At 54.9% G+C, this 19,945-nt stretch carries 18 protein-coding genes and 1 tRNA gene; 4 read left to right on the top strand and 15 right to left on the bottom strand.

Annotated elements, in window-relative coordinates:
* Positions 1-90: 90 nt before the first annotated feature.
* The 4 genes from KJW29_RS05770 to KJW29_RS05755 all read right to left on the bottom strand — a co-directional run bounded on the left by KJW29_RS05770 (position 91) and on the right by KJW29_RS05755 (position 3,861).
* A complete protein-coding gene (locus KJW29_RS05770; RefSeq protein ID WP_214629078.1) occupies positions 91-1,686 on the bottom strand; it encodes an extracellular solute-binding protein in 1,596 nt (531 codons plus the stop codon).
* A 123-nt stretch (positions 1,687-1,809) separates the two neighbouring features.
* Entirely contained in the window at positions 1,810-2,682 is an 873-nt protein-coding gene (locus KJW29_RS05765) for a carbohydrate ABC transporter permease (protein ID WP_087567607.1), read from the bottom strand.
* Positions 2,683-2,700: 18 nt separating this feature from the next.
* A complete protein-coding gene (locus tag KJW29_RS05760) occupies positions 2,701-3,672 on the bottom strand; it encodes an ABC transporter permease (protein ID WP_214629077.1) in 972 nt (323 codons plus the stop codon).
* Between the two features lie 6 nt (positions 3,673-3,678).
* On the bottom strand, positions 3,679-3,861 hold the full coding sequence (locus KJW29_RS05755; RefSeq protein WP_214629076.1) for a tautomerase family protein: 183 nt from the start codon (positions 3,859-3,861) through the stop codon (positions 3,679-3,681).
* A 218-nt stretch (positions 3,862-4,079) separates the two neighbouring features.
* On the opposite strand from KJW29_RS05755, the gene KJW29_RS05750 reads away from it, so the two are divergent.
* Positions 4,080-4,166 (top strand) — tRNA-Leu (locus KJW29_RS05750).
* Positions 4,167-4,837: 671 nt separating this feature from the next.
* On the opposite strand, the gene KJW29_RS36710 is transcribed toward KJW29_RS05750, so the two are convergent.
* From KJW29_RS36710 to KJW29_RS05730, 4 genes are all read right to left on the bottom strand, one after another.
* Positions 4,838-5,407, bottom strand: a complete 570-nt coding sequence (locus tag KJW29_RS36710) for a TFIIB-type zinc ribbon-containing protein (RefSeq protein WP_214629075.1) — start codon at positions 5,405-5,407, stop codon at positions 4,838-4,840.
* 34 nt (positions 5,408-5,441) lie between these two features.
* Positions 5,442-5,657, bottom strand: coding sequence for a hypothetical protein (locus KJW29_RS05740; protein WP_187099770.1), 216 nt, complete (start codon positions 5,655-5,657; stop codon positions 5,442-5,444).
* A gap of 141 nt (positions 5,658-5,798) precedes the next feature.
* Positions 5,799-6,119, bottom strand: coding sequence for a hypothetical protein (locus KJW29_RS05735; protein ID WP_187099769.1), 321 nt, complete (start codon positions 6,117-6,119; stop codon positions 5,799-5,801).
* 82 nt (positions 6,120-6,201) lie between these two features.
* Positions 6,202-6,771, bottom strand: a complete 570-nt coding sequence (locus tag KJW29_RS05730; RefSeq protein ID WP_214631015.1) for a xanthine phosphoribosyltransferase — start codon at positions 6,769-6,771, stop codon at positions 6,202-6,204.
* A gap of 213 nt (positions 6,772-6,984) precedes the next feature.
* On the opposite strand from KJW29_RS05730, the gene KJW29_RS05725 reads away from it, so the two are divergent.
* Both KJW29_RS05725 and KJW29_RS05720 read left to right on the top strand, forming a co-directional pair.
* Positions 6,985-7,698, top strand: a complete 714-nt coding sequence (locus tag KJW29_RS05725; RefSeq protein WP_214629074.1) for a hypothetical protein — start codon at positions 6,985-6,987, stop codon at positions 7,696-7,698.
* Positions 7,699-7,818: 120 nt separating this feature from the next.
* Complete coding sequence (locus KJW29_RS05720; protein WP_246608605.1) at positions 7,819-8,865, top strand: YkvI family membrane protein; 1,047 nt, start codon at positions 7,819-7,821, stop codon at positions 8,863-8,865.
* Here KJW29_RS05720 and KJW29_RS05715 read toward each other — a convergent pair.
* The 3 genes from KJW29_RS05715 to KJW29_RS05705 all read right to left on the bottom strand — a co-directional run bounded on the left by KJW29_RS05715 (position 8,828) and on the right by KJW29_RS05705 (position 14,683).
* Positions 8,828-12,205: an AAA family ATPase gene (locus tag KJW29_RS05715; RefSeq protein WP_214629073.1), complete on the bottom strand. Its 3,378-nt coding sequence runs from the start codon at positions 12,203-12,205 to the stop codon at positions 8,828-8,830. The two genes, KJW29_RS05720 and KJW29_RS05715, sit on opposite strands and share 38 nt — an antisense overlap.
* Positions 12,202-13,482: a metallophosphoesterase family protein gene (locus KJW29_RS05710; RefSeq protein WP_214629072.1), complete on the bottom strand. Its 1,281-nt coding sequence runs from the start codon at positions 13,480-13,482 to the stop codon at positions 12,202-12,204. Before KJW29_RS05710 ends, KJW29_RS05715 begins: the two co-directional genes overlap by 4 nt.
* 61 nt (positions 13,483-13,543) lie before the next feature.
* On the bottom strand, positions 13,544-14,683 hold the full coding sequence (locus tag KJW29_RS05705; protein ID WP_214629071.1) for a glycosyltransferase family 4 protein: 1,140 nt from the start codon (positions 14,681-14,683) through the stop codon (positions 13,544-13,546).
* A 180-nt stretch (positions 14,684-14,863) separates the two neighbouring features.
* On the opposite strand from KJW29_RS05705, the gene KJW29_RS05700 reads away from it, so the two are divergent.
* The gene (locus KJW29_RS05700; protein WP_214629070.1) at positions 14,864-16,036 is read left to right on the top strand and encodes a GGDEF domain-containing protein; all 1,173 of its coding nucleotides are present in this window, start codon (positions 14,864-14,866) and stop codon (positions 16,034-16,036) included.
* 142 nt (positions 16,037-16,178) lie between these two features.
* Here KJW29_RS05700 and KJW29_RS05695 read toward each other — a convergent pair whose 3' ends face one another.
* From KJW29_RS05695 to nrdF, 4 genes are all read right to left on the bottom strand, one after another.
* Positions 16,179-16,997, bottom strand: coding sequence for a PhzF family phenazine biosynthesis protein (locus tag KJW29_RS05695; RefSeq protein ID WP_214629069.1), 819 nt, complete (start codon positions 16,995-16,997; stop codon positions 16,179-16,181).
* Between the two features lie 77 nt (positions 16,998-17,074).
* Positions 17,075-17,536, bottom strand: a complete 462-nt coding sequence (locus KJW29_RS05690) for a GyrI-like domain-containing protein (RefSeq protein WP_214629068.1) — start codon at positions 17,534-17,536, stop codon at positions 17,075-17,077.
* 161 nt (positions 17,537-17,697) lie between these two features.
* The gene (gene hprK, locus KJW29_RS05685) at positions 17,698-18,612 is read right to left on the bottom strand and encodes an HPr(Ser) kinase/phosphatase (RefSeq protein ID WP_087571057.1); all 915 of its coding nucleotides are present in this window, start codon (positions 18,610-18,612) and stop codon (positions 17,698-17,700) included.
* Between the two features lie 340 nt (positions 18,613-18,952).
* On the bottom strand, positions 18,953-19,909 hold the full coding sequence (nrdF, locus tag KJW29_RS05680) for a class 1b ribonucleoside-diphosphate reductase subunit beta (RefSeq protein WP_108991461.1): 957 nt from the start codon (positions 19,907-19,909) through the stop codon (positions 18,953-18,955).
* Between the last annotated feature and the right edge of the window lie 36 nt (positions 19,910-19,945).

Raw genomic sequence — 19,945 nt, 5'->3', positions numbered from 1 at the left:
ACGGGCGGAGGATGGCAAGACGCCCTCCAGCTCGGCACGATGCCGGGCTGGAGAGCCTTCTGGCTGGCGGTAGCGGGTTACCCCTTCCTCCTATTCGAACGCGTTCTCTTTGTTATTGTAACGCTCCGTCGCTTCTTTGATAATATCCGCTCCGCCTTTGGATAGATACTCCTCCAGCACTTTGTCGTAGGAGTCGATGCTGTCCTTGCCGTAGACGATGCGAAGAACTTGTTCCAGGATGAGCGGCGGCATTTCGTCGGACTTCGGATTTAGATCCGGGTTCTGCACGAGCGCTTCCAGGCGCGGGTCGAACTCGATGGCGCTGCGTCCTTCCTTGGACAACATGTTGTCGAAAGCGTCGATCATTTGTTTGCCGGATTCGGAGAGCGAGGATACGCGTTTATTATACGTTGTATCCTGAATCATCCACAGCCAACCGTTTAAATACCGGAGCTTGTCGGTGCCTTCCGTATCCGTCGGCACTTCGAACTTGGCCTCTCCGCCTTCTACTTTGTAGTCATCGCCTTCGATGCCGAAGCTAAAGAACAGCTCCGCTTGCTCGCTTACCATCCAGTTGAAAAACTTCACGATGTCCGCCGCTTTGTCTTTGGCCGCCGCGTTGATGTAGAACGAACGAGTGACCGGGTTGTAGTGGGCATATCCGCCTTTGCCATCCGTTCCTACGGGAGACGGGATAAGGGCAACCTCTGCATCCGGCACGTTGTTCTTGAGCTGAGCGCCCCAGATCGGCAGTTCGTTGGCATTCATCGACCACATGCCGGCTTTGCCGCTTGTGACGTTGCTGCGGAAGTCGGTGCTTTCAATCGTAGCGAATTCCTTGCTGATGAGTCCTTCGTCGTACATCGTTTTGTAGGTCTCGATCGCTTTTTTCATGTTCTCGGTATCGAAGAAGCTTGGTTTTACCTGTCCGTCCGGGAACAGCTTGAATTGGTTCAAATAACCGAACACGTCGTAAGAGCCGAAAAATGTATCAGCGTACTTGAAGTTCTGACGTCCTGCAAACGGCTGCTCGACGCCGGCAGCCTTAAAGGCGCGAAGCACATCGAGCGTCTCTTCGACCGTGGTCGGAATTTCTTTGCCGACTTTTTTGAGCAGGTCTGTTCGGATCCAGGTTGCGCGGCGGGACGGGTTCGACAGTACTTCGGGAATGCCGTAAATATTGCCTGACTTGGAATCCGTCATCCGGTCCCATGCCTCTTGCGGAATAAAGTTCAGCAGATCCTGGCCATGCTCTTTAAGCAGATCGTTTAGCGGGAGGAACACGCCGTTCTCTACCGCGCCGGCCAGCTCCGGGCCGCTGATGCCGCCGCTGCCTTGCACGACGTCCGGAATATCGTTTGTCGCGAACATCTGGACCATCTTGTCTTGATATTCGTTATGCGGGATGAGGCGGATGTCCAAATCGGCATTCGTCATCTCCTCCAGCTTTTTTACGTACTTGTCATCGTTGATGTTGGGATGTTTTTCGACATAGGCTACGTTTAGCGTTCTCATGGAAATCGAAAATTTAACGGGCTCCTTGGGTTTTTCCACGCCGGCGTTCGTGGAGGACGGCTTTTCCGTGCTTGTGCCCGTGTTGGAGCTCCCTCCGTTGTTGCCGGAGCATGCGACCAGCATGGCGAATGTCGTCAGCAGGATACCGGCGCGAGTCATGAATTTGGTCATTGTTTACCCCTCTTTTCTTAAAGTTGTTGGTTTTGCGCTAAAGCGCTTCCAAACTCATTACCAGTATATTGGGTTCGCTTCGGGCGTCACAATGGACTGTCTTTGTATCGGCTTGTCGTTTTTTTAGGACTTTATCGAACCGATCAGCATGCCGCTGATAAAAAACCTTTGCAGGAACGGATACAGCATAATAATGGGCAGCGTAGCAACCAGAATGACGGCCATCTGCACGCCTTGCACGGATTGCGACGTCACTTCGAACGCCAGATTGCCGGTATCGGCAAGATCGTCCGTAATGAGCAGCTCACGCAGCTTAACCTGAAGCGGGTACAAGCTCCGGTCATTAATATAATACAGCGCATCCATATACTTGTTCCAGTTCGTCACCGAATAGAAGATGCCGACCGTCGCCAAAGCGGGTTTGGACAGCGGCAGCACGATGCTCCACAGCGTCCTGGTCTCGCCGCAGCCGTCGATTCGCGCTGCATCGATAATTTCCGTCGGCAGCTGCGCGAAGAAGGAACGAAGCACGAACAGGTTGAACGCGCTGATTGCCGTCGGCAACATAAGCGCCCATAACGTATTCGTCAAATGAAGCTCGCGCATCAAGATGAACTGCGGAATAAGCGGCGCGCTAAAAATCATGGTCAACAGAATCAGAATGAGAAGCAGACGGCGTCCAACGTATTCCTGCCGCGAGAGCGGGTATGCCAGTGTGGATGTTGCCGCCAGGTTAATGGTCGTACCCACTACCGTAATATAAACGGAAATGGCGAACGCGCGCCAGATGGACACATCCTCGAATACATATTTGTAATAATGCGTCGTAAATTCGACAGGCCAGAACATGACCTCGCCGCGGTCAATTGCTCCTCCGCTGCTGAGCGATTGCGCGATGACGTTCATAAACGGCAGGAACATCGTCAAGCCGAGCAGCGTCAGAAACAGATAATTGGCGATCAGGAATATCTTCCTGCTTACGCTTGCGTGTCTCACCTCGTGGTCACCCCTTCGTTAATACAGTGATTCTCCGGTCGCCTTCTTGCTGAGCGTGTTCGCGATGAGCAGCAGGAACAGGCCGACTACGGATTTAAATACGCCAATCGCCGTTGCGTAGCTGAATTGCAGCTGCTTGAGGCCGGCTTTGTAAATATACGTGTCCAATATTTCGCTATTGCGGATGTTGAGCGGATTCTGGAAGACGAACACGCGCTCGAAGCCGTAATCCAGGAAGTCGCCGATCTTGAGCAGGAACAGAATCGTTATGACTGGCAGCAGTGCCGGGATCGTAATGCTGAGCGTCTGCTTCCAGCGTCCGGCGCCATCAATCTCCGCCGCTTCGTACAGATCGGGATTGATGCCCGCGAGCGCCGCCAGATAGATGATCGTACCCCAGCCGACATCGCGCCATAATCCCGAGCCTACGAGTACGCTCCGAATGTAGGAGTCGTCTCCAAGGAAGTAGATGGGATCGATGCCGAACCAGCCGAGCACTACATTAAGAACACCGGATTCCGGCGACAGAATGCCGACGAAGATACCGCTTACAATTACCCAAGACAAGAAATGCGGCGCGTACATGATCGTTTGGATGATTTTTTTGTAAAGCATGAGCCTTACCTCGTTCAGCAGCAGCGCGAGGATGATCGGCGCGGTGAACGCGAACAGAATGTCGTAGATGCCTAACAACAGCGTATTCTTTAAAATGTTGAGGAAGTCGTAATGCGAGAACATCCGCTCGAAGTGCTTGAGCCCCACCCACTTGCTGCCCGTTATGCCGGTAAACAGATTGAAGTCCTGGAAGGCTATAACGGAGCCCATGAGCGGTACGTACTTGAATAACAGAAAATAAAACAACCCCGGCAATGATATGAAATACAACGCCTTATACTTCCACATATAGCCAAGCAGCACGTGGCCTCCGCCCGATCTTATATTAGGGGATGGCGCTGCTCCCGCTCCCCTAGGTTCCAGCTTACTGGCCATCCTTCTTCACCTCTTGTTCCTCAGATTAGCAGGCGCATTGTCGTCGATCGAAATTTCGTTAAACTCGATCGTTATAAATGCTGGTTCTCTCTCGATGATACGCGACAGCTCCTTCGTGAACACTTGGACAATCTCTTCTTTTTGATCGTCCGTACGCCCTTCGTACATGCGGATTGAAATATGCGGCAAGCTGAGCCCTCCGTTTCGATAGTAAAGTTGCAAGCTGATTTATTGGTTCACCGGCATACCTTAATCCTACGGAGATGACGTTCATCGGACAATGGAATGGCTTTGCGGAGCTTGTGTTTTTTTTAGGTCGGGGAAAGTTCGGGGAGATAATGAAATAAAAACTTGACCTTTTATCGGGTCGTGTGATATATTATTTTCTGTTGGCGCATTCAACATATGCGGTCGTGGCGGAATTGGCAGACGCGCTAGATTCAGGTTCTAGTGGTGTAACAGCCGTGGAGGTTCGAGTCCTCTCGACCGCACCAACCTTTATATCAACAAGTTCGCGAATTGGCTCTTGGAGCAATTTTCGAACTTTTTTTGTGTCCAAAATCTTAATTTGAACTTTGATGGAAGGCTTAAGTTATCACAATCCCTCCAGCGGGTCCTGGAACCCGTTTTTTTCGGGCTATTGCAACCAAAGTTACTCCGCCAGACTCAATAACCCGACTTTCTCGGGTTATTGCAACCAAGCCTGCTCCGCCTGGCTCAATAACCCGACTTTCTCGGGCTATTGCAACCAAAGTTACTCCGCCAGACTCAATAACCCGACTTTCTCGGGTTATTGCAACCAAACCTGCTCCGCCTGGCTCAATAACCCGACTTTCTCGGGCTATTGCAACCAAAGTTACTCCGCCAGACTCAATAACCAGACTTTCTCGGGTTATTGCAACCAAAGTTACTCCGCCAGACTCAATAACCAGACTTACTCGGGTTATTGCAACCAAAGTGACCCAACTGCTCTCTGGAACCCGATTTTTTCAGGCTGCAGCACGCGAAATTACTATAGAGCCTACGTCCGGTGGTTTGCAGCCAGCCCTGCTTGGCCTACAATCGCCAAAAAACCTCTTAAATCCGATTACACAGATTTAAGAGGTTTTTTTGATTCCGGCAGATGGTTCATCCTTTATTCGACCCCAATACAGCTTCAGCTCAATTAGTCGAACAAATCGCCGAAAACGTCCAGCATCGTTTTTTTCTTCTTGTACGGACGACCGTACTTATCGTAGCCGTACTTGCTGTTCTTTTGTCCGTATTCATAACCCTGTCCAGGAGCAGAGCCATAACCCGGCTGGCCGTAACCAGGCTGGCCGTACTGGCCCGGAGGCTGCTGATAGCCGGGATTGCCGCCCTGCGAAGGCGGCGGCTGGTAGCCGCCTCGCCCCGTCCCATCGTAACCCGGAGCTGACCCGTAGCCCGGACTTGTCCCGCCTGCGCCTGGAGCAGGCGCGCCGCTATAACCGGCTTGTCCGCCAGGATTGTTGCCGAACGCGCCGGCTTGACCCTGATCTACATTTGGCGGTGCCTGTACGCCACCTAAACCCGTGTTCTGGATTTCCTGCTCCATCCTCTCGTAGTCGTCGCGCACCTCGCGGACGCCCTGCAGCAGCTTCTCCAGCTCGCCGCGATCCAGCCATACGCCCTTGCAAGCCGGACAGACGTCGATGAGCACATCCTCCTTCTGCACTTCCTTCATTCGCACATCATCGCATACTGGACAATTCATGGAATCACTCCTCCTATTTTGTGGTGATTTTCTATTATTCCAGCGGAGATCTTCGCTCCTCGGATGCAGGCTGGTAGAGATAACCTCTGCTCAGCTTGACCACTCTTCTGCTTGGTTTGCGGATCATGACGGAAACGTCATCCCAGGCGACGACAATACCCGACACATCGTTGCTCTCCAGATCGTCCCGTACAATTCTGACTGTCTCTCCCGAATGCCGAAACGCATCCAGTTGTTCCTCCGAGATCATCGCTGCTCTACACCTCCTATGTATAGTTCCCTCTTGACGGCAATCTATCGCTCTTTAATCGGACGAAGACCCCAATGACAGCTTGCGCGAATCATTGAGGCCTTCCCCATCCATGGTGCATTTATGAGTTTATCCTGGCTGTTAGCCTACATGCTCCTTGGAATCGTTGGTCTCGTACCATTCGTCCAGCACGCGGGAGGACATGACTCTTTTGCCGATATACTCCGCTTGCTTCTCGGTGAATTGGTCCTTCCATTCGATGGACAGCTCGTCGCACAGCTTGACGATCGTCAATAGCTCGGACCATGCGACGTAACGTTTGTACCAGAAAAATTGCGGATGCTCAATCATATAAGGATATAGATCATCGAATTCGGTATGCTTGCAATCTAGAGCTCTCTCGAAATGGATCTTGGCGTCATTTAACTTCACGTTCATAAACTCGGCAGATAGATTTTCCATGATAGTGTGCCTCCCCTCGATCACTTACGTTTATTATAAGCCATATCATTCTGCTGGGAAAGAGCGAACATGCTGGAACATCTTACTCAAAAGTAATCTCTCCGCCCTCCAGCGAAGCAATACGCACAAGCGATTCTACGCGAATGCCGCTTTCGCGAAGCGTGCGGCCGCCGGCCTGGAAGGATTTCTCGACTACGACTCCCATGCCGACCAAGGCCGCTCCGGAACGTTCGATTATTTTGATCAAACCTCTGGCCGCATCGCCATTAGCGATAATATCGTCGATAAATAATACCCGATCGTCGCTCGTTAGAAACTGCTTGGATACCATAATATCGGTAACCATTCCCTTCGTGAATGACGGGACCCGCTCGCAATAAGCGTCCGGATCCGCGATGAGCGTCTTCTTGCGCCTGGCGAACACGAGCGGCACGCCAAGGACGTACGCCGTTGTAAAAGCGGCCGGAATGCCGGATGACTCCACCGTAACGACCTTCGTAATCGTCTGCTCTGCAAACCGCGCCGCGAATTCGCGGCCCATCTCCATCGTAAGCTCCGGGTCTACCATATGATTAATGATCGCGTCCATCCGCAGCACGTCGCTCGACACTACCGACGATTCTTGCAATATGCGTGTCTTAAGCTTCTCCATCATCCATTACCTCCGCTTTTTTTCCCTTTTCGATAACGTACCATAGGATTGGCGCGTCGCGCAACCTAACATCTTGTCAAATAGAAGCCCGGCTTGGAATTGGCGGCGTCATACATGAATCATTTACAAACCTTTTTTGTAGAAAACAGCAACCTTCCAGTCCTGTAATACGTTACAATAGAGAGACATTAACGAACGGCGGTGGTAGGAAACATGAAGAGAAGGAATACGATGGACAAGCCTTGGCGCAAGGAGCTCATGATTTGCGCGACGGCGTTTATGCTGCTGCTTGCAGGCTGCCAATCCGCCAAGCCGGACCAGCAGAACGGCAACGACGACAACGTTGTGATAGCGGAGGAAGTTACATCGGATGGCCCTCAGAAGTCCTACCTGGAAGACGCTGATCCGAGAACGGTCGGCAGCGACGCTCCGAGCGGCAATCTCTCAGGTACGGACGACGGTTCGTCCGCCGAAACCTCTTCTGCCAAAAAGGGCGGCGGAACGGCTGATCCGGGCTCGGGTCAGCAAGATGGGACCAAATGGAACAAAAGCGTTCCCGCGCTGCATGGCATCGCAATTGGCGACGGCGTCTCTGCCGTAACAACGCTGCTGGGCAAGGAGCTCGACAGCTACTTGCTGGAGGAAGAGAGCAGTCAAATTCATGTCCATGAATATGAAGGCGTTTCGGTCGGTTTCAGCGGCAAAGGAGCCGTCCATTTCGTCGAGGTGTTCGGACTGGACGCTGCTACCGGCTTGAACGGACTTAAGATCGGCGACAAACCCGAGCAAGCGATCAAAAAGCTCGGCCAGCCGGAAGTGCAGTCCGAATATCACCTGACATACGAAGCAAAAAAAGCAAGACTGAAGCTGGATATTGACCCCGGCAGAAATGAAATTGTATCCATGAAGCTGATCGCTGCAAGTTAAGCGGTCGGCTTTTTTTGTTGTCCGGGACGTAATTTGGACGAAAATCCCGTCAGGCAGTCATTTAGCCTCTTCATTGGACATACCCTGTTAAGAGAATGCTGTTGGATCGGAGGGTCGCCGGTGCAGAAGAGGACAAGCAAGGTGCTGCAAATTGCGTCAACTTATATGGGTACGATCGTTGGGGCGGGTTTTGCGACGGGACAGGAAATTTTGCAGTTTTTCACAAGATTCGGTTATTGGGGTACGATCACAATCGCGTTCGCAACTATTCTGTTTATCTGGCTCGGCACCAAAATGATGATTATCGCCAGCGAAATTCGCGCCAATTCCTACGAGGACCTTAACAAGGCGCTGTTCGGCGACAAATACGGGCGGCTGATCAGCCTCTTTATGCTTGTCATTTTGCTCGGCGTGACCGCGGTCATGCTGGCCGGGGCAGGCACCATCTTCTATGAGCATTGGAATATAGCGTATCAGGCCGGACTGTTGATCACGATGGCGGGCAGCTTTCTGCTGCTGCGCAAAGGAATGAAGTCCATTCTTGCCGTCAATGCCATCGTCGTTCCGACCATGCTTCTTTTCACCGTTTTCGTCATGATCCACACCTTCCACACGCCGGGCTCCGCCAAATTTCTGACGTTGTCCACCGACTACTCCCCTTGGGCCGCCCTGGCGTCCCCTTTTCTGTATACCGCCTTCAATCTGTCGCTTGCCCAAGCCGTTCTTGTGCCGCTAGGCGCGGAAATTCGCGATCGCAAAACGATCGTCATGGGGTCGTGGCTGGGCGGCATCGGCATCGGCTTTATGCTGCTCGCCGGTCATATTGCTCTCTCCTTGCATATGCCGGGCATCCAGCAATTTGCCATTCCCATGGGCGGCATCGCCAGACAGCTGGGACAGTACGTACAGTTTATCTACATGTTCCTGATTTTTGCGGAAATTTTTACGACGCTTATCGCCAACATCTACGGCCTGACCTTGCAGCTTAAGGAGCGCACGAGCTGGTCAAGAGAATGGCTGACGGTCGCGGTGCTGCTGGTTTGTTATTTGGCCAGTCAGATCGGGTTCGGGCCGCTGCTCTCCACGCTGTATCCGCTCTTCGGCCTTATTAGTCTCGGCTGGCTCATTCTTATGATCCGCCGTCGAGTAACGTTCCGGAATTCCTGACGGAATGGAATGTCGTCGCTTGCTGTGGAGTCATATCGACGGTCACGGCGGCTCTGCAGCCGGCAAGCATTGCATCCCGCACATGCTCGTGGCAGGTAAACAAGATGATCTGACGTTCCGAAGCGATTTCGTTCATCAGCGCGGAAGCGGCATGCAATCTGGCGCGATCGAAGTTGACGAACAGATCGTCGAGCAGCATGGGCAGCTTGACGGGCCCCGTCGCTTCCCGGGCAAGCGCAAGCCTCATCGACAAATACAGCTGCTCCGCCGTTCCCCTGCTAAGCAGACCGCTGTCCTTGGCGATGCCGTCCGACCGCTCTATGCCTATGCCCGCCTCGGGACCGCCGGCATGAACGCGCACATACCTCCCCTCCGACAAAAGCCGCATATAGGCCGAAGCATGGCGGAGCACGGAAGGCTGCCGTTCCTCCTCGAATTTCTTGCGCGTCGCTCGGATGAGCGCTCGGCTAACGGACAATACGGCGTATCGGCTGGAATCCGCCTCCAAAGCAGAGACGGCCATGGAGCGCTTCGACAGCAGCTCGCCGCGCTTCTCCGCGCTGGTCAAGTGCTCCATCGCCTGCTTGACGCGTCCTCTGCGCTCCAGCCAAGACTGCTGCAGCTCCGATAGTCGGGCAGCTTCGAGTTCGGCCTCGCGAAGGGACTGATCAAGCAGCAGCTCGTCGCATGTCGTCCATAATTCTTCCAGCTGCGCCAAGCGCTCGGGGGATTGTCCGGCGGTCAGCTCGATTTGCACCAGACTGTATTCCCCCTCCCATTCTCCAAGCCGCACCCGATTATGCAAGGCCGTCTCGTATTGCTCTTCGGTTGCTGCGCCTGCTGCTTCGAGCAGCCCGCCAATCTCCGTGCTCATAATCGAAAGAGCGGATTCCGCATGCGACAATTGTTCGGTCATCTCGGCAGCTTGAGAGGCAAGCGACAACTCCTCCGAACGGGAGGCAGCTTGTCTGCGATACTCTCCTTGCAGCAACGTCAACGCGAGCACGGGATCCTGCGCAGCTTGGCGCTGCCATTCGGCGTATCCTTCGCAGAGGGCAACCGCATGCCGGACGTAATCCGACCGCTCGCGGTCGGCTGCCGCTATTTTTGCGGACAGCCGGTCGTACTGGCGCAGACGATCCATTGCGCCTTCAGCAAGTTCAAACGTCTCCAGCGCGGCTGTCGGCGACAGGCTCTCGGGCAAGGCTCGCGCGGTCAGCCAGCTGCGCCATTCCGCCGCTGCTTGACTTGTCTCGGCCACCGCTATAGCCATAGCAGCTTCGCGCTCGTCCAGCATGGCGCGAATCCGGCTCAGTCTCGCCTCATGCTCGTCCATACGGGAGACTAGTCTCTCCTTGCGGGCCAGATGATCGCCGGTAGCCCCGACAATAGCTTGCAGTGCTGATTTCGCTTCTGGCTGCGTTCTTCCCGCGGATCGGTCAATTAACGCGCTCAAAACCGCTGACGGATCCTTCACGAGCAGCCCAAGGGCCCTCTCTAACCGCTCCTCCGCTGCACTGGCCGTCTCCGCAGAGTCAGAGTTGCCGCCTGTTGCAGCGCTCCAGCCCCTGTTGTTGCCGCTTTTGCCGGAGCGTCCAGCCAAACGGCTGCCTCGATCGGATTCCCCTCTCGTATTTGCCCTGTCTGCACCTCTGTCCGCGGACAGTCGGCCTGCGACCAAAAGTGCGGCGGATGCTCCGCCAATCAGAAGCGCTGCGGCTAAAGCACCGTCGGATAGATCGCCCAGCAGGCCGGCCAGCGATCCTGCTGCGAGCAAGGCGGCAGCGCCAAGCCCGCTTATGCCCCACGGCAGCCAGCTTGTCCTGGCCCCGCCGGACGCGATGAACTCCTCCTTCGTCACGGCGTCGGCGGACGGGCTTGCGGATTGCTGACGAGCCTGCTCCAGCTCCCAAGCGCGAAGCGCTTCATCAACCGATGACCAGGCTTGAGCCAGGCCGGTCGGAGTCAGCTCCAGCAGCGAGTATATGCCATCGCCTCCTGCTGCGCTCTCGGGCAGCCGCTCCAGCCGAAGCGCGGTTGCAGTCTCCTCAAGCAGCGCTTGCGCTTCGAGATGCCTGGCCTGCAGACCTTCGCATTCGGCTCCCAGCTTCTCTTCCTTGCGCTGCATGACCAGCATCCGCTCGCGCACTTCCCGGACATCGTCCTTATCTGCTACCGTTACCATTAATTCACGAAGCTGACGTTCCGTCCATTCGGGCGATATAGCTGTAACCAGCTTGGCGATAGCTTCGTCCAGCGACTCCAGCTCGACCCGCCATTCGGAAACCTGCATAGACAGGCCGCGGATTCGCTCCGACCCTTGCAGCATCGCTTCGAGCTCGTCGCACCGTGCGAGCAGCGTCTCGTCATACGTAAGCGACCGCATTCTGCCCTTTGCCTGCTCCAGCTCCTTGCGAAGTCGAACGGCCTCCTCCTTCAGCAACCCTCGTCTACCCTGCAAATCATCCCATACTGAAGAAGCATCCGCAGCCAGATGTCCGGCACCGGAGAGCCGCTCCATCTCGGCGCGCAGTTGAATGCCGCGCAGCCAGATCGGCCTGGCTTTCACGGCCTTGCGCAGAAGCCGAACACGCTCTTCGGCAGCCGGTACCGCTCCCTCCAGCGCCGCAAGCTCCCGCTCTGTCGTTTCTCCTTCTCGCGTAAGTTCATTGAACCGATCGATGCCGTCCTCCAGACCCCGGAGCTCCGCATCGAGAGATTCGATCGTTCGCGCATAGCCGATCAATCTCTGGTTCGTCCCCTTAGGCTTGAACAGCTCGTCCATCTCGGCTTGTATACGCTTCTCGGCTGCCGCAACGGCGCGCCCCTCTTCCCAGCCTGCCTGATAGAGATAGCGGCCTAGCTCGCCGCCGGACAATGTACCGACTTCCATCAGCTCCGACAACGTGATCGCGAAGAGCTGCCGATAAAGCCGCTCCTGCACGCCGCCGAGAAACTGCCCCTCCCATGCGGCCTGCTCCAGTACCCGCTCCGTTCCGAATTTCGTGTCATTAAGCCATTTTTCGCCGTTGTCGCGCTGCCACTGCTTTACCTTGGGCTTTCCGCCTGCAATTGCCGCGTAACGCTCCAGAAGAAACCCGAATCCTTGCGCATCGGCGAAAACAAGCCTCCCTCCATGTCTGCCGCCTCCAGCAGGCTCATGCCGTTCTCCGGGGGAAGATCGTCTCGGGAAACCATACAACATCGTTCGCAGGAAGCCGAACAACGTGCTTTTGCCTGCTTCGTTAGGCCCGTAGACGACAATGACCGGAGCATCCAGTCCGATGCTCCGATCATTCAACTCGCCGTATCCGTCAATACGCGCTTCGATCAGCTTCATTCTTTTTCCCCTTCCTCCGCGATGGCTTCGATGGCAAGCAGGCGCGCCTCCTCCAGCCAATCCATTGGCAGCTCGTCCCAGCTCCGCCGGCCCAGCTTGCCCAACTTGGCATGGCTGTCGATGTCCGCGATCGCAGCCCTTGCGAACATTCTCCAAGCCTCGGAATTCTCGCGCAGCCTCTCTCCAAGCCGATACAGCTCGCCTGTAAAGCCATCATCCATGGCAAGCGCGGCCCAGTCCATCTGTCCGAAGGTCGAAGCTTCCAGGCTGTGGACGTACACCCATGCAGATCCCTCTCGCCAGAGCTCCTCCTGAAGCTGCTCCAGCAGAGCCGCTGTCAACGTCCCATCCTTAAGACGCGCATGCAGAGGTCCGCTTCCCGCAAGCTTTAGCCTTAACATAAGGGGCCGCCCTTCGCCCTCTTCAGAGGCACTGCCTGCCGCCGTCTGAAGTCTGCTCAGCAGCTCCTGCTCGGTCGCCGCGCCTTCGATGGGCACGATCATCTCCTGCCATCTGACGGCATCCAGCGGTAGGAAGGTCAGATCGGTCGCACCAGCGGCGGACACATCGACAAGATAGCAGCCTTTGGCCCCGATTTCTCGCGGATTGCGGCCTTGCGAATTGCCGGAGTAGACGACATGGGGATACTGATGCAGCACTTCGCGCTTATGGATATGGCCAAGCGCCCAATAGTGAAAGCCGCCGCCGGTCAATTGCTCCAAGGAACATGGCGCATAACTGTCGTGAGAAGGGTCTCCTCCCACATTGCCATGCAGCAATGCGATATGATAGGGGGCATCGGCATCCGCAGCATAACGCAAGGCCAGGTTTTCGGTCACCGCCCGCTCGCCGTAGGATACGCCGTAGACGTTGGCCGCCAGCTCGCCGCTTCTCGTATAAGCAGGCGCGGATTGTACCCGATTGGCTCCGAAAATATGTACGCCATCCGGCAATTTTAGATTAGCTCGCCGGCCGCCCAGATGATCGTGATTGCCATGAATGGCATATACGGCAATGCCATGCCCGGCGAGACGCTCCCACTCCTTCATCAGCGCGAACTGGGCTCTCAGGGAGCGGTCCGCCTCGTCGAACAGATCTCCGGCCACGACAACGAAGTCGACTTCATGCTCGATCGCCGCATCCGTTAATCGTCTCAGCGCCGCGAACGTGGCGGCAGAGAGCGCCGTCCGAACGGCGTCCGGAGCCTTGACGAGTCCGCGAAACGGACTGTCGAGATGCAAATCCGCTGCATGAATAAATCGGAAAGGCACACCCACTTTCGCCTCAGCTCCCTTCTTCCCGAGTTAGACGAGCCTTCCTTTATGGAAGGCAGCCTTCTTACATTGCCGATCCCTCCGGCTTCAGTCCGAGATAGACCTTTTTGAACTGCGTGATGACCCTTTGCAGCGAATACTCCTTCTTCGCCTTGTTCCAACCCGCTCTCGCCAGGTTATGACGGTAGATGGGATCCGATACGACTTTCTCCAGCGCCTCGGCCAGTGCCAGATGATTTTCCGGCTCTACGAGCAGTCCGTTAACGCCATCCTCGATCTGCTCTCCGATGCCGCCCACATTCGTGCCCACCAGCGCCAGCCAGCACAGCGCCGCCTCAGCGAATACGGAGCCGAACGCCTCCGCGCGCGAAGGCAGGACAAACACGTCGAAGAACGGCATAAATTCCTCGGGATGCAGCATATAGCCGTAGAAGATAATGTCGTCGTACAAATCAAGCTCCTGCGCGAGCGCCTCCAGCTCCTTGCGCATAGGGCCGTCTCCGATGATGTGCAGCACGAACGGACAGCCGCGCGCCTTCAATTCGGCGCAAGCCCGGAGCAGAATGTCCAGTCCCTTGGCCGGTACGAGCCGGCAGACGGTAATCAACTGCGTAACGGCATTATCATGCGCGATCGGCTTGAACCGCTTCTCGTCGTAGCCGTTGGGAATGACCTTGATGGCCTCCGGCCGATCGACGTAAGGCGCGATATACGAGCGAAATGACACCGACACGGTTGTCAGTAGATCCGCCTTCGCCTCCAGCTCCCGATAAATCGATGTCAGGAAGCGGTGCTCCGTCCCGCCTTCCCGGATCCTGCCGTTTAGCATCAGCTCGCGCTCATAGCTGGAGTGGATCGTCATAATAAGCGGCGTGTCGGGATAGAGCTGCTTCATGACAAGCGCCGCGATCGGATGATGGGCATGAATAATATCGTAAGACTTTTGCAATCTCAGCTTGGTCCACCACACGTAATCCTTGTATGTCTGCATATATTTGGCGACCAGAGGATTATCTTCGAAGTCGCGATGCTCAAAGGTTTCGAAGCTCACTTCCTCCTGTCCTTTGTTTCTAACGCGCTTGGGGAGCGAGAACAGCTCCATTCCCCATCCCATCTTGATGAACCGTTCCTGTATATAAGGCACCATCGACGATACGCCACCCGGCTGCTCCGGCGGAAAAAACAATGCCTGCAAAATATTCATGAGCCAACTCCCGATAAAAAGTCTAAAGCGTAACTCCGCTTCGAAAATAGTGCCAGATTCATGGTTACGAAACTACTGGAATATGATATATTAGAACATATGTTTCTGTAAAGTTATTGTTCACAAAGTCTAAAGTCGCTGGCTTCCTCCAGACATTCCTACATAACGGTGGTTTAACCTATGACAATGATGCAATGGCTCACGGGACCGAACGGCGTACTCTTCTCTTCCACGTCCGTCATCGTCGTCCTCATTCTGATGCTGTTTATGTCAATCAAACTATATGCAAGCTATCGCAACAAAGTAACCTACAGATGGCTGATTGCCGCAATTTCGTTAATGATGGCGAAGCAGGCCGTCCTGATTGGTCTCGCTTTCTCCAGGCAGTCGCTGTCGCCTTGGATTTATTTGGCATCCAGCTTGCTGGGGATCGTTTCTTTTATCATTATAAACTTTGTATTCATGAAATTATATACTTATCGCACCGCCCAACTGCGAAGCTTGCCCTTCCTGATCATGGCGGGCGCGACCGTCGCGCTCGCCGCAGCCCAATACGCGGTCGCTCCTTCCGGCTCGGGCGCATCCGGAGAGGAGCTGATCGTATCGTTCCCGCTGCTGGACGTCTACATGATCGTCGTTACTCTTATTATATTGCTGGCGACGCGAGTGGCGGACCTCAGTCCAAAATATTATACGGGGCTGATCGTCTACTTCATCGGCGAGCTGGCACGCATGGCCGACGCCTACGTCTTCCACGGCGGGCAGCCTTGGCTGCCTCTGCTGGGCCTCCTGCTCCCCATTGTGTACTTCAGCTTAATGTTCATGCTGCTGTTCGAGTGGGTCATCGAACGGCTGATGTCAACCTACCAGTCGTCCATTGTCGACGGACTTACGGGCTTGTACAATCGCCGCCATTTCAGCAGCAAGGCGGATGCATTGCTCAAGAGCAGCAAGTCCATGGCGATCATCTTCTGCGATATCGACAACTTCAAGCGCCTTAACGATACGCAGGGCCATCTCAAGGCGGACATCGTGCTTAAGCGGGTAGCCGAGATTATTAAGGAGGAAGCCAGCAGCATCGGCTCCGCCGGGCGATACGGCGGCGAAGAGCTGCTGGCTTGCATCAGCACGGAACGCGTAAAGCCGGATGTCGTTGCGGAGAGCATTCGCAAGCGCATCGAGAGCGAGACGATCGTTACCGTCAGCGTCGGCTTCAGCACATCCAAGGAGAGCGGTTCCGTGCAGGAGATGGTCAAGCAGGCGGACGAGGCGATGTATTATTCCAAGATGAACGGAAAAAACCGCGTCTCCAGCTTCAAGTCGCTTCCCGCCTCTGCGAAGAACTTGGGATAACGCACGTATGGCGCTAAGTCCCGTAACGTTAAACGCAAGCGCCTTTGCGGGCCAATTATTGTATGCGACGACCCTAAAAAAACCTCCGGTTCACCGCTCTGTTCGCGGAATCGGAGGTTTCTCATTTTTGCTACTGATATCTTTAACTCTCAATCGCACCTCTCAGCACGGTGACGGCATGTCCGGAGAGCAGCACGCGCTCCTCCCTCATCGACATGCCAACCAGTCCTCCGCGCGCCGAAGCTTGATAGCCGACAAGCTCCGTCCGGCGCAGCCGCTTGGCCCAATACGGCGCAAGACCGCAATGGGCGGAGCCCGTCACAGGATCCTCGTCGACGCCGAGTATTGGGTAGAAAGCCCGCGATACGAAGTCGTAACGCACACCTTCTGCTTCTGCCGAGGAGTCTGCGCGACTGGTTACCACGACCCCTCGAGCATCCAGCCGCTTCAGCATGCCAAAGTCCGGTCTCAGCGTCCGTACGGTCCCCTCTCCGTCGATCTCCACAATATAATCCATTCGGTTGCGCCCGACATAACGGGGAATAAGTCCGAGACCTTCCAGCAGCTCCTGCGGCGCTTGCACCGGCAGCGGCGGCTCGGCGGGGAAGTCCATGGCAATGGTGCCATCTTCTCCATTGCGTATGGCGGTTAATCTCCCGCTAAGCGTGTCGAACGCCGCCTCCCTTGCCGGCTCCAACCGTCCGCTCTCCCACAGCACATGCGCGGCGGCAAGGGTCGCATGGCCGCACAGCTCCACTTCCGCCTGCGGCGTAAACCATCTCAGACTGTATACTCCGCCATCCTGCTGCTGCACGAACGCCGTTTCGGACAAATTCATCTCCGCTGCAATCGCGGCCATCTCGGATTCCGTTATGATGTCTTCTACCATACAAACCGCGGCTGGATTGCCCCCGTATCGAGTCCGGGTAAATGCGTCTACTACATAGATCGGCCTGCTCACTTTGTCGCAACTCCTTCTCCAACCAACTATAATCGCAGAAAAAAAAGAACCTGCTTCTGCAAGCTCTTTATAATCATTTAATGATCTTCATCCCGCAGCGGAATTAGCAGCTCGACCGGCTCCTCTTCCCAATGCTGCTCGTCGATATAGAACAGCTCCAGCGAAACGGCGCGTTCTTCTTTCTCCAGCTTCTGCTCGGCCATCCAAGTATTCAGCTGCTCGTAACCTTCTCCGACCCGCTTATTGGAGCTGGCTACCATGGCATACCGCCTGGGCGGAATCGTCCATTGCACCATGCCGGGAGGCACTTCCTCCAGATGCTGCACCTCATAACAAGCCCAATACGTCGCGAATGCTTCGTTACCATAATAAGGGCAATAAATGACAGTCCCCTTGATGGCTTCGTTTAATTCGTGCTTGCGCGACAGAATCTCCGTCTGCAGCCTGATGGCATCATCCGGGAAGGACGAATACGGGCCGCTGTAACTGATGCCCACCACATTGAGGGCAGGCTTTATGACGATTGAGCAATTTTCCACGTTGTTTCCTCCTTCACGTTTTGTCGAACAAAACTTGACCAGCCAGGCGGATGAAACGCCTTTGACTCGGGTGAACTTGTAACAGATGGAAAATGGGCTGACTCCCTTAGTGTAACATGTCTCAAGACCGATAGATAGTCGGACTATCCTATTTAGACGCCTTAATCGTCCTGCTGCTGCAGCCGCTGCATGAAGTCCTCCATCGCGCTGTAGCCCTGTTGCTTCAAATACCAATTGTTCGCCGCGGCTTCGATGAGTCCTGCCACATCCCGGCCGGGCTGAAGCTGAATCTCGAAGTGCGGCACGCTGACGCCCATGTAATCCACGAATTTGGGCTCCAGCTCCAGATCGTTGTTGAGCTCGTTGTCGCGCCACTTGGTAAGCTCGATGTCCAGCGCGATCCGAGTCTCGTCCTGGAACGCCTTGCGTCCGTACAGCCGGACGACATTGACGAGCCCGACGCTGCGAAGCGCGAGAAATTCCTTGGATTTCTCGTTATGGCTGCCCAGCAGCGTCTGCGGGCTCAGCTTCTTGAGCACGACGATGTCGTCGGCGACAAGGCGATGGCCGCGCCGGATCAGTGTATGGGCCGTTTCGCTCTTGCCCACGCCCGACTTGCCCCGCAGCAAAATGCCGATGCCCGATACGTTCAGGCAGACGCCGTGCACCGCGATTTCCTGCGCCAGCTCCTTGACGAGATACGCTTCGAGCATGCCCAGGAAGGACGCGGTCGCATCCTTCGTCCGCAAAAGCGGAATGCCTTCTTGCTCGCAATATTTGGTCAAATACTTGAGTCCTTCCTGGCCTGCCGTCACGACGAAACAGGGCGGATGATATTTGACGATATTGCCGATATGGTGGTTTCGTTCCTCCTCCGTCCGGCTGTGCAGGTACGTAATCTCCTTCCTCCCCAGCACCTGAACATGCGCCTGCGGGAAAAAGTCGAAATACCCGGTGAACTCAAGGCCCGGCCGATAAGCGCGGGACTTCGCGATCCTGCGGTCCAATCGTTCGGCGCCTGCAAGCACCTCCAGCTTGAACCGCTGTGCCAATTGTAGAACGGCAATAGACTTCATTCTCCAAGCTCCTTTCTAGAGGTAGTTCAAAAAGTCCGCTCCCCATTACGAAGTATTCCTTGATGCTTACTCGACATCGAATATTGAACGCAGCCGAACCTTCCGGTGCTCACGTAGCTCTGCTACGCTCCGCTCCTCAGTTTCTAGCAGCCTTCAATCTTCTCGGTACTGAGAACCGAACTTTTTGAACTCGAACTTTACAAGGTAGTTCACTCGAACTTTACAAGGTAGTTCACTCGAACTTTTTGAGGGGGCTCGCAAGCCTTTTTAGCAACAATCGCCCTCGCATAGCCGAAAGGCTTATTCGAGAGCGATGACATGAATGAGTATATGAATGTAGTTAGAAATTGAATACAAAATCGTCGTCATTCAGCGGTTCGACGTGAATCGTCCGCACATAGCCATTGCCCTTCTTCGAGAAGAAGTCATGCTGCTTCGTATGTGTGCTGATGCCGTTAAAGACGATCGGATTGACCGGCTCTTCCGGGAAATACGGCTCCATGCCAAGATTCATAAGCGCTTTGTTCGCGTTGTAACGAACGTAGGTTTTTACTTCGTCCTCCAAGCCAATCGGACCGTACAGGTCGTCCGTATAGATGACCTCGTTCTCGTACAGCTCGTGCAGCAGCGCAAGAACTTGCGCTTGCAGCGTAGCCTGCTCCTCTGGCGTGAACGTCGCGAACAGCTCCTGAGCCAGTACGCCGACGTACAAGCCGTGGATGCTTTCGTCCCGAAGGATCAGGTCGATAATCTCGCCGCTGCTCGTCATCTTGCCTTGTCCCGCCAGATAAAGCGGGTAGAAGAAGCCGCTATAGAACAAGTAGCTCTCCAGGAATACGGAAGCAGCCATTGCCTTGTACAGCTCTTGCGGGGTCGTTATGTTGGAATACCAGGTAGCGATCATATTCGCTTTCTTTTGCAACTGAGGGTTCTCCTCCACCCAACGGAAGATCGCATCGATCTCTTCGCCGGAAGCCAGCGTCGTGAAGATGCTGCTGTACGACTTGGCATGGATTTGTTCCATCATCGACATGAAGGACAATACCGCCTTGCGCTGCAGACCGTCCACATGTTCAAGTATCTTAGGCATGCCGACGCCGCCTTGAATCGTATCGAGCAGCGTCAGGCCGCCCAGCACGTTCTTGTAGAGCGTACGCTCTTCGTCGGTCATCGCCATCCAATCCATCTTATCGTCAGATAACGGAATTTCTTCGTCCGTCCAGAATTGCATGACGTTCTGCTGCCAGAAGGTCAGTGTAAAATCATCGTCCGGGCGGTTCCAGTTAACGGCTTTCATAAGTAGGCATGCTCCTTCTTCGCTACATAGTCGCGG

The organism is Paenibacillus agaridevorans, assembly GCF_018604145.1.
In the GTDB taxonomy this organism is placed as follows: Bacteria; Bacillota; Bacilli; order Paenibacillales; family Paenibacillaceae; genus Pristimantibacillus; species Pristimantibacillus agaridevorans.
Note: the sequence above shows the minus strand (reverse complement) of the source record. Positions and strands in the feature narration are given on the sequence as shown.

Excerpts from the sequence above, each read along its gene's own strand:
- KJW29_RS05715 (WP_214629073.1), bottom strand. The coding sequence starts at position 12,205 with ATGAAGCTGATCGAAGCGCGTATTGACGGATACGGCGAGTTGAATGAT.
- KJW29_RS36710 (WP_214629075.1), bottom strand. The coding sequence starts at position 5,407 with ATGAATTGTCCAGTATGCGATGATGTGCGAATGAAGGAAGTGCAGAAG.
- KJW29_RS05740 (WP_187099770.1), bottom strand. The coding sequence starts at position 5,657 with ATGATCTCGGAGGAACAACTGGATGCGTTTCGGCATTCGGGAGAGACA.
- KJW29_RS05725 (WP_214629074.1), top strand. The coding sequence starts at position 6,985 with ATGAAGAGAAGGAATACGATGGACAAGCCTTGGCGCAAGGAGCTCATG.
- KJW29_RS05735 (WP_187099769.1), bottom strand. The coding sequence starts at position 6,119 with ATGGAAAATCTATCTGCCGAGTTTATGAACGTGAAGTTAAATGACGCC.
- KJW29_RS05700 (WP_214629070.1), top strand. The coding sequence starts at position 14,864 with ATGACAATGATGCAATGGCTCACGGGACCGAACGGCGTACTCTTCTCT.
- KJW29_RS05730 (WP_214631015.1), bottom strand. The coding sequence starts at position 6,771 with ATGGAGAAGCTTAAGACACGCATATTGCAAGAATCGTCGGTAGTGTCG.
- KJW29_RS05760 (WP_214629077.1), bottom strand. The coding sequence starts at position 3,672 with ATGGCCAGTAAGCTGGAACCTAGGGGAGCGGGAGCAGCGCCATCCCCT.
- hprK (WP_087571057.1), bottom strand. The coding sequence starts at position 18,612 with ATGAAGTCTATTGCCGTTCTACAATTGGCACAGCGGTTCAAGCTGGAG.
- KJW29_RS05705 (WP_214629071.1), bottom strand. The coding sequence starts at position 14,683 with ATGAATATTTTGCAGGCATTGTTTTTTCCGCCGGAGCAGCCGGGTGGC.
- KJW29_RS05770 (WP_214629078.1), bottom strand. The coding sequence starts at position 1,686 with ATGACCAAATTCATGACTCGCGCCGGTATCCTGCTGACGACATTCGCC.
- nrdF (WP_108991461.1), bottom strand. The coding sequence starts at position 19,909 with ATGAAAGCCGTTAACTGGAACCGCCCGGACGATGATTTTACACTGACC.